Genomic DNA, 14,960 nt, shown 5'->3' with positions numbered 1-14,960 from the left:
GGCATGTATGCTGGGACGGATGTGGGGGCGTCGGGATGCCGGAGCCGTCAGAGCTGGGGGATCAGGGTGATGGCACCGTGCAGGCAGGCGAGGCCGCAGGCGCCGCAACCATCGCAGGCCGCCATGTTGACGCTCACCCCCTCGCTGCTGGCCTTGATCGCCTGCTGGGGGCATGCATCCTCGCACAGCAAGCAGTAGAAGCCTTTACGGGCCTGACAGCTCGCCTCTATCCGCACTCGGGTCTGCACCTGGCGGCCGAGCCGCAGATCCAGCGCCCCGGTGGGGCAGGCTCTGGCGCAACTGCCACAGTAGCTGCACTGGCCACAGGTGAGATCCAGCACAGGGGTGCCGGCGATGGGGGTGCCTGCATATTCGGGCTGGTCGGCAGGCTTGAGCAGGCCGTTGGGGCAGGCCTTGAAACACTCGCCGCAGCGGCGGCAGAGAGAGAGGAATTGCGACTCTTCGATGGCCCAGGGCGGGCGCGCCTCGTGGCAAACCATGTCCGGTTTGCTGGAGCCCCCCAGTGCGTGCGTCAGCCAGCGACAGAAAAAATGAGTCATGCCCACCCCTATACCTATTAGGGGTTAATTTTAGCCAGTTTTCCGCCAGCAAGCCAGAGAATAGCGCTGGCCAAGATCGCAAGCCGGGTTGCCCTTGTGTAAGCTAGGCGAGTCTTTTTGCGGGATCTGATGAACTCATGTGGTTATTTCTGTGGCGTGCTTCTCTGCTCTATGTCTTCCCCCTGCTGATGTGGGCCTACTGCCGCATCAAGGAGATCGAGTTCGCCGAGCTCGACACCGGGGTCAATAGTCACAAGTGGGTGGTGCTGGCCGCCTATCTCATCTATGTCCTGTTCTGGTTGCTGCTCAACCGTTACCTCGAACTCTTTCTGCGTCAGCGGAGCCGGCGATGATCCCGATGACGACCTGGCTGCCTGCATTGCTGGCGGGTCTGCTCGCCCTGCTGCTAGGCTGGCTGGCGGGGCGTCGCACGGCCCGTGAGGAGACCCTGCTGATCGAGGAGCGTCATCAGGCGCTGCAGGACAGGTTCGACGAGCTGCAGGATGAGAAGATGCTGGGCCAGCAGAAGCTGGAGCAGCAGCAGGCCTTGCTGCTCAAGCTCACCGCCCGCCTCAAGGATGCCGAAGCCACCCTGCGCAGCGAGCGCATCGCCAGCGCCGAGAAGCTGCAACTACAGCAGCAGGCGGAGGCTCGCCTCAGCCAGCAATTCGAGAACCTCGCCAATCGTATCTTCGAACAAAACTCAGGTAACTTCCGTGAACTGAACCAGAACAGCCTGGATCTGTTGCTGACACCGCTGAAAGAGCAGCTCGAGGGCTTTCGTCGCCAGGTGGGGGAGACCCATGCCCAGGAGACGGCCCAGCGTCACAGCCTCAAGTTCGAGCTGGAGCGCCTCGCCGAGCTTAACGCCCGCATGACCGAAGAGGCGGCGGCCTTGACCCGGGCGCTCAAGGGGGACAGCAAGCAGCAGGGCAACTGGGGGGAGGTGGTACTGGCGCGGATCCTCAGCGAATGCGGCCTGCGGGAGGGTCACGAGTACCACACCCAGGTCAACATCGAGGTGGACAAGGGCAAGCGCTATCAGCCGGACGTCATCGTCCACCTGCCCCAGGACAAGGACATCATCATAGACGCCAAGGTGTCGCTGACCGCCTATGAGCGCTGGTACAACTCGGACGACGAGCTTGAGAAGGCGGTGGCGCTCAAGGAGCACGTCACCTCGGTGCGAAACCACATCCGCGAGCTGGGCCGCAAGGATTACCAGCAACTGCCCGGGGTGCGCACCCTGGACTATGTGTTGATGTTCGTGGCGGTGGAGCCTGCCTTCCTCACCGCCCTCGAAGCGGACCCCTCCCTGGTGCGCTATGGGCTGGATCACAACATCCTGCTGGTGAGCCCCACCAACCTGATGGTGGCGCTGCGCACCATAGAGAACCTGTGGCGTTACGAGCGGCAGAACCAGAACTCGCGCCAGATAGCGGAGCGGGCCGGTCGCCTCTACGAGAAGCTGCGGCTGTTCGTGGAGGAGATGCAGCAGATGGGGGGCAGCCTGCACAAGGCGCAGGAGAGCTACGACAAGGCGATGGGGCGACTGGTCAACGGCCGTGGCAACCTGATCGCCCAGGCCGAGCGTTTTCGCGAGCTGGGAGTCGAGGTCACCAAGCCCCTGCCGGAACCTATGATCAACCGCGCGCTGGAGCGGGAAGAGTCTGCCGATTGAGGCGACCGAAAGCAGACAAAAAGGGCAGCCTGCGGACTGTCCTTTTTGTCGTCCCGTACCGGTGAGGTCCTACTGCTTCCAGAAGGAGGGGAAGAAGATCACCGCCACGGTCAGGATCTCGAGCCGTCCCAACAGCATGCCGAACGACAGTATCCACTTGGCCGAATCCGGCAGGCTGGCGAAGTTGGTGCTGGGACCGATGACGGGGCCCATGCCGGGGCCCACGTTGGCCACCGCCGTGATGGAGCCCGAGATGGCGGTGAGGGGATCCAGGCCGATGGCGGCGAGCAGGGCGGCGATCAGCAAGATGATGGCGAAGTAGGCCAGCACGAAGGAGATCATGGAGCGGATGATGGCGTCGTTGACCGGGCGGCCGTTGTATTTTTGCGGGAACACGGCTGAGGGGTGCATCAGCTGGCGCATCTGCTTCTTGAACAGGGCGAAGGCCACCTGCACCCGGAAGATCTTGAGGCCGCCGGAGGTGGAGCCGGAGCAGGCACCGAGCGCCAGCAGGATCATGAAGATGATACTGGTGAGGGGCCCCCAGGTGCCGAAGTCGCCGAGGCCATAGCCCGTGGTGGTGAGCACGGAGACGATGTTGAAACTGCTGATGCGCAAGGCATCCATGAAGCCGTAAATATCCCTTACCCAGAGATAGAAGGTGACGACGACCGTCACCCAGACGATGAGCCAGAAGAAGCCCTGCACCTGTGCATCCCGCAGCAGGCTGTTGTCACGGCGGGAGAGGGCCTGCACATAGAGCAGGAAGGGCAGGCCGCCGAGGAACATGAAGAGGGTGCCGATCCAGTGCGCCGAGTTGGAGAAGTGGGACATGGACTGATCCGAAGTGGAGTATCCCCCGGTGCTCAGCGTCGTCATGGCGTGGTTGACCGCCTCGAACAGCGTCATGCCGCTCACCCAGTAGGCGAGGAAGCAGAGCATGGAGAGCACCAGATAGACCACCACTATGTTGTTGGCGACCGTCTTGGCGCGCGGCGCGCTCTTGTCGGACCAATCGGAGCTCTCGGTCTGGAACAGCTTCATGCCGCCGACGTTTAAGTAGGGCAGCACGGCCACCGCCATCACGATGAAGCCCACGCCCCCCAGCCACTGCAGGATGGAGCGCCACAGCAGTATGCTGTGGGCCATGCCGTCCAGCCCTGACAGCACGGTAGATCCCGTGGTGGTGACGCCGGACATGGTCTCGAAGTAGGCGTCGGCAAAGTTGATGTGCGTGATGAAGACGAACGGCAGAGCGCCGAAGATGCAGGCAACCACCCAGACCGAGGTGGTGAGCAGGAACATCTCCCGTACCCCGAGATGAAACTCCACCTTGCGCCCGTAGTGCAGGCAGATCAGGGCGGCGCCATGGGTGATCAGCACGGATTTGAGAAACTCGACGAAGCCTTCTGAGCCGGTGAGCAGTGCCAGCAGGGTGGGCAGCCACATGAACAGGGCCAGCTTGGAGAGCACCAGCCCGAGGGTGAAGACGATGGGACGCAGCTTGATCATGCAAGATAACCTGGTCGTTGATTGAAAAAAGACCCGGACCTTCCCTCTGGGAAATGTCCGGGTCTGAATGTCGTTGCCTGTTGCATGTAGGGCTTACAGGAAGAAAGGGCTGGGTTGGAACAGGCGTTCCACTTCCGGGATGTACTTCTTGTCCACCAGGAACATCACCACGTGGTCATCCTGCTGGATCTGGGTGCGATCGTGGGCGATCAATACCTCATCTCCGCGCACGACAGCGCCTATGGTAGTGCCGGGCGGCAGTTTGAGCTCACCCACCGTCTTGCCCACTACCTTGGAGGTGTTCTCGTCACCGTGGGCAATGGCCTCGATGGCCTCGGCGGCGCCGCGGCGCAGACTGTAGACGTTGGCGATGTCGGCACGGCGCACGTGGGTCAGCAGGGCCGAGATGGTGGCCTGCTGGGGCGAGATGGCGATGTCGATGGAGCCTCCCTGCACCAGGTCAACGTAGGCGCCGCGCTGGATCAGCACCATTGTCTTCTTGGCACCCATCTTCTTGGCGAGCAGGGCCGACATGATGTTGGCCTCGTCCTCGTTGGTCACGGCGATAAAGACGTCGATCTGGTCGATATGCTCCTCCGCCAGCAGCTCCTGATCTGCCGCGTCGCCACAGAAGACGATGGTGTTCTCCAGGATCTCCGAGAGCTGCTCCGCCCGTTTCTGGTTGCGCTCTATCAGCTTGACGCTGTAACGCTTCTCCAGCTGGCGGGCAAGACCGGCACCGATATTGCCGCCACCGACGATCATGATGCGACGGTAGGGGCTCTCGAGGCGTTGCAGCTCGGACATCACGGCGCGGATGTGACCGGCGGCGGCGACGAAGAACACCTCGTCATCCGCTTCGATGATGGTGGTGCCCTGGGGGCGGATGGAGCGGCCCTGGCGGAAGATGGCGGCCACCCGGGTCTCGATGTTCGGCATGTGATCCCGCAGAGTGGAGAGGGCATTGCCCACCAGCGGGCCGCCGTAGTAGGCCTTGACGGCCACCAGACCCACCTTGCCACCAGCAAAGTCAACTACCTGCAGCGCGCCTGGATACTCGATGAGGCGACGCACATAGTCGGTCACCAGCTGCTCGGGGGCGATCAGGTGATCTACCGGCACGGATTCCGGCAAGAACAGGCGATCCCGTTCCACCAGATAGGCGGGGGAGCGGATGCGAGCCACCTTGTTCGGGGTGTTGAACAGGGAGTAGGCCACCTGACAGGCGATCATGTTGGTCTCGTCACTATTGGTGACGGCGACCAGCATGTCCGCATCCTGGGCCCCCGCCTCGCGCAGCACCCTGGGGTGGGCGCCGTGGCCGTTCACCACCCGCAGGTCGAACTTGTCCTGCAGCTCCCGCAGGCGGTCGCTGTCGGTGTCGACTATGGTGATGTCGTTGTTCTCGCCGGCGAGGTTTTCCGCCAGCGTGCCACCCACCTGACCTGCGCCAAGAATGATGATTTTCATAGAGAAATCTTGCCCAAGGTTGCTTCGAAACGAGGGCGCCAGATACGGCGCCCCGACCCCTTATCTGCAGCTTACTGCTTGATCAGCTTGGCATAATAGAAGCCGTCCATCTCCGTCTCGCCGGGCAGGAACTGGCGACCCGGGCAATCCGGGTTGTCTTGCTGGTGCAGCGGCACCAGACGGGCATCCTTGGTGTCAGCCAGGAAGGCGCGGATCTGGTCGCGGTTCTCTTCCGGCAGCACCGAGCAGGTGGCATAGAGCAGGGTACCGCCGCTTTTGAGCTTCGCCCAGAGGGCGTTCAGAATGCGGCGCTGGAGCTCAGCCAGCTCGCGGATGTCCTGATCCCGGCGCAGCCACTTGATGTCGGGGTGGCGGCGGATGACGCCGGTGGCGGAGCAGGGGGCGTCCAGCAGGATGCGGTCGAACTGGCCCTCGGGCCACCACAGATCCGGTGTACTGGCATCCCCGTGGATCACCCGGGCGGTGAGGCCGATGCGATCCAGGTTCTCCTGCACCCGCTTGAGGCGGTTCTCGTCGGCATCCACGGCGACCACACCGGCGAGGGCGGGCTGCAGCTCCAGCAGGTGGGCGGTCTTGCCACCGGGAGCGGCGCAGGCATCCAGCACCCACTCACCCGGCTGGGGATCGAGCAGGCGGGCGGCCTGCTGGGCGGCGCCGTCCTGTACCGAGCAGTCACCGGTTTCGAAACCGGGCAGCTTGGTCACATCGCAGGGGCGCTCCAGCAGGATGCAATCCTCCCCCTCTTCGCCAGCCACCGCATTGATGCCCACGTCGGCCATGCGGGCCAGCATCTGTTCGCGGCTCTGGCGCTGGCTGTTGTTGCGGATCCACATGGGAGGGCGCTGGTTGTTGGCCTCCATGATGAACTCCCAATCCTCGGGATAGGCCTGACGCAGGCGCTTGGTGAGCCACTCGGGGTGACCAAGACGGATGCTGGGCACCCGGTCGATGCGCAGCAGTATGACTTCGGCGCTGCGCTGGAAGTTGCGCAGCACGCCGTTGATGAGGCCGCGCAGTGAGGTGCCCTTGAGCAGCTTGACGGCATTGACGGTCTCGGCCACGGCGGCGTGAGCCGGAATGCGGGTGTAGATGAGCTGATAGAGACCGACCAGGATCAGATAGTGGAAGATGCGGCTCTTGTTCTTGAGCGGCTTGTCCATCATCTCGCTCACCGCCGCGTCGAGGCGGGGCAGCCAGCGCAGGGTGCCGTAGCAGAGTTCTTGCAGGAGGGCGCGATCGCGAGGCGCCACCTTCTCCTGGGCAGCAGGCAGAACAGCGGAGAGGGATTGGCCCTGATCCAGCACCTGTTGAATAACGAGAGCAGCCTGTGCACGTGTTTTCATAGCGTTACCTTAGATGCGCAAGTCGGGGCCTGGGCCCCGCTTGTGTCAATTCAATCCAGTTCAATGCAATTGCGTGCCGGGTTCAAACCAGTCGCGGCGAGAGTTGAGCAGATCCGGGACGGACATGGCCTTCTTGCCGGGCGGTTGCAGGGTCAGTAGACGCAGCACCCCCTTGCCGGTGGCGACGTCGATCCCCTGCTTGTCGGTCTTGAGCAGGGTGCCGATGGGTTGGCCATGGTCGCTGTCGATGACCTCGGCCTGCCACACCTTGATGGTCTGGTCCGCGACCTCGAACCAGCTGATGGGCCAGGGATTGAAGGCGCGAATGCAGCGTTCGATGGCGACGGCCTCCATGGACCAGTCGATGCGGGCCTCTTCCTTGGAGAGCTTCTGGGCGTAGTTGGCCAGCGTATCGTCCTGCGCCTCGGCAGTCGTGTCACCGGCGGCCATGGCATCGAGGGTGTCGACCAGCGCCTGCGGGCCCAGCTCGGCCAGCTTGTCATAGAGGCTGGCGGAGGTTTCATCACTGGCGATGGTGCAGCTCACCTTGCGGATCATGGCGCCGGTATCCAGCCCCACATCCATCTGCATTATGGTGACGCCGGTTTCGGCATCGCCCGCCCAGATGGCGCGCTGAATGGGGGCGGCACCACGCCAGCGTGGCAGCAGGGAGCCGTGCACATTGAGACAGCCCAGCCGCGGGGTGTCGAGTACCGCCTTGGGCAGGATCAGGCCGTAGGCCACCACCACCATGAGGTCGGCGCCGAGGGCGGCCAGCTCGGCCTGCGCCTCTTCATTGCGCAGGGACGCCGGCTGGTAGACAGGCAGAGCGTGGGCCAGCGCCAGTTCCTTGACCGGGCTGGCGGTCAGTTTCTGGCCACGGCCAGCCGGCTTGTCGGGCTGGGTGTAAACGGCAACGACCTCGTGGTCGGAAGACAACAACGCCGCCAGGTGACGGGCGGCGAAGTCGGGGGTACCGGCAAAAATCAGTTTCAGCTTATTCAATGGGGCAGATCCTCAGAGGACTTTGCGATCTTCACGGGCCATTTTTTCCAGCTTCTGACGGATGCGCTGGCGCTTGAGCGGGGACAAGTAATCCACAAACAGCTTGCCGACCAGATGATCCATCTCATGCTGTATGCAGATGGCGAGCAGATCGTCCGCTTCCAGCTCGAATGGCTTGCCGTGGCGATCCAGCGCCCGGACCTTGACCCACTCTGCGCGTGGCACCAGAGCCCGGCTGCCGGGCACGGAGAGGCAACCCTCTTCTATGCCGGTGCTGCCTGACTGCTCCAGGATCTCGGGGTTGATCAGCACCAGCTGATCTTCACGGTCTTCAGAGACGTCGATGACGATGATGCGCTGATGAATGTCGACCTGAGTCGCGGCCAGGCCTATGCCTTCCTCCGCGTACATGGTTTCGAACATATCATCTACAATCTGTTGTAACTCGGGTGTAATGGTCTCGACAGGGGCTGCGACTGTACGCAGGCGCTCATCGGGGAAACGCAATACATCTAGAATGGCCATAGTTTTTTCTTTAGTTTCATATAAACGCAGTCAATATTGACGTAATTCTAGTCATTTACGTCGACAAAAAACAGCAACACTTTGCGTGCAGAAGTAACAGGGAGTGTTATGCATCTGAAGCAAATCATCCTCGCCTGCCTGGCGACAGCCCTGGCCAATGGTGCCATGGCACAGCAGTTGACACTGAAATCCGGCTATCCCGAGAGTTATGTGGTGCAGAAGGGGGATACTCTCTGGGATATTTCGGGTCAGTATCTGGCCGAACCCTGGCTCTGGCCACGGCTCTGGAACATCAATCCCCAGATTGCCAATCCACACTGGATTTACCCAGGTGACGTGCTGCAACTGAGCTGGGTCAATGGCGAGCCGCGTCTGGGTAAGGCCAGCCAGGGCGGCAAGCAGGTTATTCGCCTGTCCCCTAGGAATCGCTACGAGAACAAGGCCAACCCCATTCCGACCCTGCCTCTCAGCGAGATAGTGCCCTTCCTGCAGACCGATCACATTCTGGCCGACAGCCAGCAGAGCAAGGATCTGCCCTATGTGCTTGGCAATAACGACAAGCATATCGGCATGTTGGAGGGGGACACCCTCTATGTGCAGGGGGCGCTGAATCTGGGTCAGAGTTATGGTATCTATCGCCCTGGGGTGACTTACAAGGACAAACTGACCGGCGAGCAGCTCGGTCAGGAGGCGATTTTCGTCGGTACTGCGCGCGCGGAGGACCGCTTGGCGAACGACAGCACCAGAGTCACTCTGACGCACAGCAGGCGCGAGGTGTATCAGGGAGACAAGGTCATCCCGTTGCCACCGCAGGAGAGCCTCTCTGCCGTCTTTATGCCAAAGGCGGCGCCGGTTATTTCCCCCGGTTATGTGATCGAGTTGCCGAGCAAGGTGCGCGGAGGAGGCAAGTTTGACATTGTCCTCATCAACAAGGGGTCGCGCGATCAGATAGCTCCTGGCGATGTGCTCGAGATCCTGCGTCCCGGTGCCGAGATGGTGGACAAGAATGGCAAGGTCTCATATCGGGAATATGCTTCCGTCTATGACAAGGCGTTTCACTCAGCTGGCAAATCGACCCTGCCTTCCGAAGCGATTGCCCGGGTCATGTTGTTCAAGGTGTATGACAAGCTGAGTTATGGCCTCATCCTGCAGAGCCAGGATCTGGTCAGCTCGGGTTATCAGGTCAGCAATTTCTGACGTGCCACTTCCACTCGGGCGGCTGTCGCTGTGGCTGACGCTGGATGCGGTGACCGGTATCGGTCCGGTCACCGCCGCCCGTCTGCTAGCGCATTTCGACGGCGACATCGACGCCCTGTTTGGCTGTGATGATGGTGTACTGAGATCGCTTGGCCTGCAATCTGCCCAACTCCGGCAGCTGAGATGGCCGTCACCCGTGGTGGAGCAGGGGCTGAACTGGGCCGAAGCGCCTGGCAATCACCTCCTTTGTCTCGATGACCCCGCCTATCCTGCTTTGCTCAAAGAGATCCCCGCCGCCCCCTTGTTGCTCTATTGCCGCGGGGATCTTGCAGCCCTTTCCCTGCCACAACTGGCGATGGTAGGTACCCGTCATCCCACCTATGCAGGCAAGGACAACGCCGCCCGTTTGTGCGCCGAACTGGTGGAAAACGGCCTGGCGATCACCTCAGGATTGGCGCTGGGTATCGATGGAATCTGTCACCAGCAGGCGTTGGCATCGGACGGTGTGACGTTGGCGGTGCTGGGCTCCGGGCTTGACTGTCTCTATCCAAAGCGCCATCAGGGCTTGGCGATGCAGATCCTCGAGCATGGCGGTCTGCTTGTCTCCGAGCTAGCGCCGGACCAGGGACCGCTGGCTGAACATTTCCCTCGCCGCAATCGCATCATCAGTGGCTTGTCGCTGGGCACGCTGGTGGTGGAGGCGGCCGAACAAAGCGGCTCACTCATCACGGCCCGCTATGCGTTGGAGCAGGGCCGTGAGGTCTTTGCCGTACCGGGTGCGCCGCAAAATACCCAGGCCGCGGGGTGTAATCGTCTGCTTCAGCAAGGGGCCAAGCTGGTATTGAATGCGGCTGATGTCATGGAAGAGCTGCCTGCCCTTGTGCCATTAAAGAGGCTGGCGAACCCTTCTCCCGAGCCATTGCATAATAGCGAATTGCCTTATGCTGATTTGTTGGATAACGTAGATTATGAGACCACGAGCGTGGATACCGTTGCCGAGCGGGCCCAGCTTCCTGTCGAAGTGGTATTGGGCAGGTTGGTAGAGCTGGAGCTGGCCGGTGCAGTGATGGCGGTAGCCGGTGGATACGTCAGAGCGAGGAGGGCGAATCATGTTTGATGTATTGATGTACCTTTTCGAGACCTACATCCACAGCGATGCAGATGTGATGGTCGAGCAGGATGAACTCACCGACGAACTCAGCCGGGCCGGATTCAATCAGGAGGAGATTGAAAAGGCGCTCAACTGGCTGGAACGACTGGCCAATCTGCATGATAGCGAGCGGGAGGTGTATGTCACCGCCAGTGCGCAAGGTTCGATGCGGATCTACGCCCCGCAAGAGCTGGCTCGCCTCAGCACCGAGTGCCGTGGTTTCCTGCTGTTCCTGGAACAGGCCCAGGTGCTTAACGCCGAAACTCGCGAGATCTGTATCGAGCGCTTGCTGGAGCTGGACAAGCCGGATATCGAGCTGGATGACCTGAAGTGGGTCGTCATGATGGTGCTGTTCAACGTCCCGGGCAGTGAGAATGCCTACCAGCAGATGGAGGAGCTGGTGTTTGACGAGTCAGACGGTGTCATTCACTGACAGTCCGGTGCCGCGCTGGTAGAATTCAGGCCATCTGGATTCCAAGGCGCGGCCCATGTCAAAAATCGATCATCACCTCTTTTCTGCCCACGAACATGCATTCGAGCGCGAGCCGTGCCCGCAGTGTGGTGCCGAGCTGGTGATCCGTCAGGGCAAGCATGGCCCCTTCCTGGGCTGTTCGGCCTACCCCTCCTGTGATTTTATTCGTTCCCTGACGTCCTCCGGCCGCGACATCGAAAAGGTGCTCGAAGGATCGGCCTGCCCAGATTGTGGCCAGCCACTGGCAATCAAGAAGGGGCGCTACGGCCTGTTCGTGGGCTGTACCCTGTATCCGGCCTGCCAGCATATCGAGTCCCTGCAGGAGAGCGACGATACCCAGATCCTCTGCCCAGAGTGTGGCAAGGGCCATCTGGTGAGCCGCACCTCCCGTTATGGCAAACAGTTTTACTCCTGTGATGCCTATCCTCACTGCAAGTACGTGGTAAATGACAAGCCTGTTCCCATGCCCTGCCCAGAGTGTGGCTGGGGCATCATGATTGAGAAGAAAGTGAGAGGGAGTCTGCGCTGGGTCTGCCCGCAAAAGAAATGCTGTCATCAGATTGAGCGGGTATAATCCTGCCGCCATAAGCCCGCAGGCAGCTTGCTGGCAAGGGAGTGTTTCATCTGGATTTATCACCTTGCCGTGAACCGCCCCTTTACGGCCGTGTCGTTGGGCGCCGATCCTCGCCGCCAGCCTCTTGGCCTGCGCATGTGGCTCGGTATCACAGGCGTTGCAGTGGCCGGTGATGAGCTGGCGCTCTGGCGGGTCAGACGTCCGAATGTACTGAAGAGGTGAGGGCACCAGGGTGCCCTCATGTCGGTTCAACTTACAACCTAGTGATGAGAGGTGGCAGCCCGGCTGTCGCATTTTTTCTATGCCAAACGAATTTGAACAAGCGATGGCCGCCCTGCACCGCGAAGGGGTGATCGCCTATGCCACCGAGGCCGTCTTTGGTCTGGGATGTGATCCCGACTCCGAGGCTGCGGTACGGCGCCTGCTGGCCATCAAGCAGCGTCCGGTGGAGAAGGGCCTGATCCTGATCGCCGCCGATCTGACCCAACTGCAGGATTACATCGACCTGAGTCAGCTCAGCAGCGAGCAGCTTGCTCGTGTGCAGGCGAGCTGGCCCGGCCCCTTCACCTGGATCATGCCTGCCCGTGCGACCACGCCGGCCTGGCTGACGGGTCAGTTCGATACCCTGGCTGTGCGCGTTACGGCCCATCCTCAGGTGCAGGCCCTGTGCCGTGCCTTTGGCAAGCCACTGGTTTCTACCAGTGCCAACCTGACCGGCGAGGAGCCTGCCCGTCGGGTCGTGGACATTGGTGATGCGTTGGCAAGTCAGCTGGCCTATATCCTGCCCGGTGAGGTAGGGGGGCAGGCCAATCCATCCGAGATCAAGGACGCCCGTACCGGCGCCATCATTCGTCCCTCCTGAGGGGCGGCAAGTGCCTGATTTGCAGTCATGACGGGCGATGTGCTCATGGCGTGACACCACAATATAAAATGGACGGGACGATCAAGATCCTGCCTGACTGGAGACAAGATGAGCAAACCGGATGTAGCCCAGGTCAAGGCCTTCCTGCTGCAGTTGCAGGACGAGATCTGTCGGGGACTGGAGCAGGCTGACGGCGCCGGACACTTTGTGGAGGATGCATGGCGCCGCGAAGGCGGTGGTGGAGGCCGTACCAGGGTGCTACGCCATGGTGCTGTGATCGAGCAGGGCGGGGTCAACTTCTCCCATGTCTATGGCGATGCCATGCCGGCGTCGGCGACCGCTCACCGCCCCGAACTGGCTGGCCGCAAGTTCGAGGCCATGGGGGTCTCGCTGGTGATCCATCCACACAACCCCTATGTGCCGACCAGCCATGCCAACGTCCGTTTCTTCATCGCCGAGAAAGAGGGCGAGGCGCCCATCTGGTGGTTTGGCGGCGGTTTCGATTTGACACCCTTCTATCCGTTTGCCGAGGATGTGCAGCACTGGCATCAGGTCTCCCGTGATCTCTGCCATCCCTTTGGTGCGGAGATCTATCCCGAGTTCAAATCCTGGTGCGATCGCTACTTCTTCCTCAAGCATCGCAACGAGACCCGGGGGGTGGGGGGCCTCTTCTTCGATGATCTGAACCGCTGGCCCTTTGCCGACTGCTTCGCCTTCATGCAGGCGGTAGGTCGGGGTTATCTCGATGCCTATCTGCCCATCGTCGAGCAACGCAAGGCGCTGCCCTATGGCGAGCGAGAGCGGGCCTTCCAGCTCTATCGCCGCGGCCGTTACGTGGAGTTCAATCTGGTGTATGACAGGGGCACCCTGTTCGGGCTACAGACTGGTGGACGCACCGAGTCGATCCTGATGTCGATGCCACCCCTGGCCCGCTGGGAGTATGACTGGCAGCCGGAGGCGGGCAGCCCCGAGGCCTTGCTCTATACCGACTACCTCACACCACGAGAGTGGCTGTGACTCAAGGGGCCATGACGGGTCCCTTTTTACTGGCCGATATTCGGCTTGTTCCCGATTGAGAAAACCCGTTAAATCGGGTGATGACCCTCTGATGGAACTCTTTGATGGATCGTTATCTGGTTTTTGGCCACCCGGTGCGCCACAGCAAGTCCCCCTTCATTCATACCCTGTTCGCCAGACAGACCCAGCAAGAGCTGGAGTATGGGCTGGCCGAGCCCGCCGTCGACGAGTTTGCTGCTACCCTGCGCAGCTTCTTTGCCCAGGGAGGCAAGGGGTGCAATGTCACAGTGCCCTTCAAGGAGCAGGCATTCGCCCTGGTCGATCGACTCAGTCCAAGGGCCAAGCGGGCAGGAGCGGTTAATACCATCAAGCTGACGGATGATGGTGTGCTGCTGGGGGACAACACCGATGGCGCCGGGCTGGTAGCCGATCTCAAATCCCATGGGGTGACGCTGGCAGGCAGCCGGATCCTGTTGCTGGGGGCTGGCGGTGCGGCTCGCGGTGCACTGGCGCCACTGCTGGCGGAGAAGCCGGGCGAGTTGGTCATCGCCAACCGCACGCACGCAAAAGCGGAGCAGCTGGCTGCCGAATTTCACGATCTGGGGCCCGTGACCGCCCAGACCTATGAGCAGTTGGCTGGGCCGTTCGATCTCATCATCAATTCCACCTCCGCCAGTCTGCAAGGGGAGCTGCCACCGCTGGCGCCTGCCCTGATCCACGCCGATATCGCTATCTACGACATGATGTACGGTGCGACGGACACGGCCTTCATCGGCTGGGCCAAGCAGCATGGTGCCCGTCAGACCATGGATGGGCTCGGCATGCTGGTGGAACAGGCCGCCGAAGCATTTACCGTGTGGCGTGGCATCCGGCCTGGTACCAAGCAGGTGTTGAGAGAGCTGAAGCGCAACCTGGGCACCTTGTAGGTCGGTTCGCTTATCAATCCGGTGGGGAGTGGAACAACCGTAAATGTGCAGTCCGGCAGACGGGCTCTGGCAACTTCACCCTCTGGTTTCTGAACAGAACATCTCTCTTCCTCGGGGAAAGTGCTCCCCGCAGGTAGGGGCGTGAAGTTGTCACCATTTTGAAGTGGGATTTAAATCGATAAATAACAATGAGTTACTGTCATTTCAAGCTTGTATCGTTCGCGGTTATCAAGTTTTTTCTCAAAGCAGCGGAACTTGTGCGAAATGGTGCTGACTAACTAGATAGTTGAGGAAGTGCTAGCTAGTCACCTTTATAACTCCCCGGTATTTATACTGGGGATTTTTTTATCCATTTGAAAAATATAGAAATTTATCTCTCTCATTTTAAGTGAAACTAAATTACATAAATTACTTTCACTTTCTGCTGCTTTGCTGTACAGTTATCAGCGTAGGGTACAGAGGTAAGATGTTCTATCTTTCAGACCTTTTATTTCACGTAATTGAATGTGGCTGAATAGCAGCCCCGATGAGTCATCGTCGGGGTGTTTTTTTATGCAAAATATTTAGAGTAAATGCTTTAAATCGAGTAATCTTTTGTTAGAATAGGGATGTTTCTTGAGGAAAACCGTAAGCGCCGCTAAATCG

At 60.6% G+C, this 14,960-nt stretch carries 16 protein-coding genes; 10 read left to right on the top strand and 6 right to left on the bottom strand.

Annotated features, from left to right (window positions below):
• Positions 1-47 precede the first annotated feature (47 nt).
• Positions 48-560 (bottom strand): ferredoxin-type protein NapF, encoded by a 513-nt coding sequence (locus BN1127_RS16290; RefSeq protein WP_042650120.1) that lies wholly within the window; start codon positions 558-560, stop codon positions 48-50.
• 137 nt (positions 561-697) lie between these two features.
• On the opposite strand from BN1127_RS16290, the gene BN1127_RS16285 reads away from it, so the two are divergent.
• Together BN1127_RS16285 and rmuC are read left to right on the top strand one after the other, a co-directional pair.
• Positions 698-913, top strand: a complete 216-nt coding sequence (locus BN1127_RS16285; RefSeq protein WP_005326182.1) for a hypothetical protein — start codon at positions 698-700, stop codon at positions 911-913.
• Positions 910-2,241: a DNA recombination protein RmuC gene (rmuC, locus tag BN1127_RS16280; RefSeq protein ID WP_042650119.1), complete on the top strand. Its 1,332-nt coding sequence runs from the start codon at positions 910-912 to the stop codon at positions 2,239-2,241. The genes BN1127_RS16285 and rmuC overlap by 4 nt, the downstream gene beginning before the upstream one ends.
• A gap of 69 nt (positions 2,242-2,310) precedes the next feature.
• On the opposite strand, the gene BN1127_RS16275 is transcribed toward rmuC, so the two are convergent.
• The 5 genes from BN1127_RS16275 to def form a co-directional block, all read right to left on the bottom strand.
• Entirely contained in the window at positions 2,311-3,753 is a 1,443-nt protein-coding gene (locus BN1127_RS16275) for a TrkH family potassium uptake protein (protein WP_005326184.1), read from the bottom strand.
• 93 nt (positions 3,754-3,846) lie between these two features.
• A complete protein-coding gene (gene trkA / locus BN1127_RS16270; RefSeq protein WP_005326185.1) occupies positions 3,847-5,223 on the bottom strand; it encodes a Trk system potassium transporter TrkA in 1,377 nt (458 codons plus the stop codon).
• Positions 5,224-5,294: 71 nt separating this feature from the next.
• On the bottom strand, positions 5,295-6,587 hold the full coding sequence (gene rsmB / locus BN1127_RS16265; RefSeq protein ID WP_042650118.1) for a 16S rRNA (cytosine(967)-C(5))-methyltransferase RsmB: 1,293 nt from the start codon (positions 6,585-6,587) through the stop codon (positions 5,295-5,297).
• A 60-nt stretch (positions 6,588-6,647) separates the two neighbouring features.
• Positions 6,648-7,592 (bottom strand): methionyl-tRNA formyltransferase, encoded by a 945-nt coding sequence (gene fmt, locus BN1127_RS16260; RefSeq protein ID WP_042650117.1) that lies wholly within the window; start codon positions 7,590-7,592, stop codon positions 6,648-6,650.
• A 12-nt stretch (positions 7,593-7,604) separates the two neighbouring features.
• Positions 7,605-8,117 carry a peptide deformylase gene (gene def, locus BN1127_RS16255; RefSeq protein WP_025325337.1) on the bottom strand — a complete coding sequence of 171 codons (513 nt, stop codon included), beginning with the start codon at positions 8,115-8,117 and terminating at the stop codon, positions 7,605-7,607.
• Positions 8,118-8,225: 108 nt separating this feature from the next.
• Between def and BN1127_RS16250 the strand changes: the two genes are divergently transcribed.
• The 8 genes from BN1127_RS16250 (at position 8,226) to spfP (ending at position 14,829) form a co-directional block, all read left to right on the top strand.
• Positions 8,226-9,314, top strand: coding sequence for a LysM peptidoglycan-binding domain-containing protein (locus tag BN1127_RS16250; RefSeq protein WP_005326192.1), 1,089 nt, complete (start codon positions 8,226-8,228; stop codon positions 9,312-9,314).
• A 1-nt stretch (position 9,315) separates the two neighbouring features.
• Positions 9,316-10,431 (top strand): DNA-processing protein DprA, encoded by a 1,116-nt coding sequence (gene dprA / locus BN1127_RS16245; RefSeq protein WP_005326193.1) that lies wholly within the window; start codon positions 9,316-9,318, stop codon positions 10,429-10,431.
• Positions 10,424-10,897: a DUF494 family protein gene (locus BN1127_RS16240; protein WP_041206662.1), complete on the top strand. Its 474-nt coding sequence runs from the start codon at positions 10,424-10,426 to the stop codon at positions 10,895-10,897. Before dprA ends, BN1127_RS16240 begins: the two co-directional genes overlap by 8 nt.
• Before the next feature lie 55 nt (positions 10,898-10,952).
• The gene (locus tag BN1127_RS16235) at positions 10,953-11,510 is read left to right on the top strand and encodes a DNA topoisomerase family protein (RefSeq protein WP_042650116.1); all 558 of its coding nucleotides are present in this window, start codon (positions 10,953-10,955) and stop codon (positions 11,508-11,510) included.
• 301 nt (positions 11,511-11,811) lie between these two features.
• Positions 11,812-12,372: an L-threonylcarbamoyladenylate synthase type 1 TsaC gene (gene tsaC, locus BN1127_RS16230; protein ID WP_042650115.1), complete on the top strand. Its 561-nt coding sequence runs from the start codon at positions 11,812-11,814 to the stop codon at positions 12,370-12,372.
• A gap of 108 nt (positions 12,373-12,480) precedes the next feature.
• Positions 12,481-13,389 (top strand): oxygen-dependent coproporphyrinogen oxidase, encoded by a 909-nt coding sequence (hemF, locus tag BN1127_RS16225; protein ID WP_042650114.1) that lies wholly within the window; start codon positions 12,481-12,483, stop codon positions 13,387-13,389.
• Between the two features lie 104 nt (positions 13,390-13,493).
• Complete coding sequence (aroE, locus tag BN1127_RS16220) at positions 13,494-14,315, top strand: shikimate dehydrogenase (RefSeq protein ID WP_042650113.1); 822 nt, start codon at positions 13,494-13,496, stop codon at positions 14,313-14,315.
• A 466-nt stretch (positions 14,316-14,781) separates the two neighbouring features.
• The gene (spfP, locus tag BN1127_RS23190) at positions 14,782-14,829 is read left to right on the top strand and encodes a small protein SpfP (protein ID WP_462101308.1); all 48 of its coding nucleotides are present in this window, start codon (positions 14,782-14,784) and stop codon (positions 14,827-14,829) included.
• The last annotated feature ends 131 nt before the right edge of the window (positions 14,830-14,960 follow it).

It is taken from the genome of Aeromonas media, from assembly GCF_000819985.1.
GTDB classification, from domain to species: Bacteria; Pseudomonadota; Gammaproteobacteria; order Enterobacterales; family Aeromonadaceae; genus Aeromonas; species Aeromonas media.
This window is presented reverse-complemented; position numbering and strand designations above follow the sequence as displayed.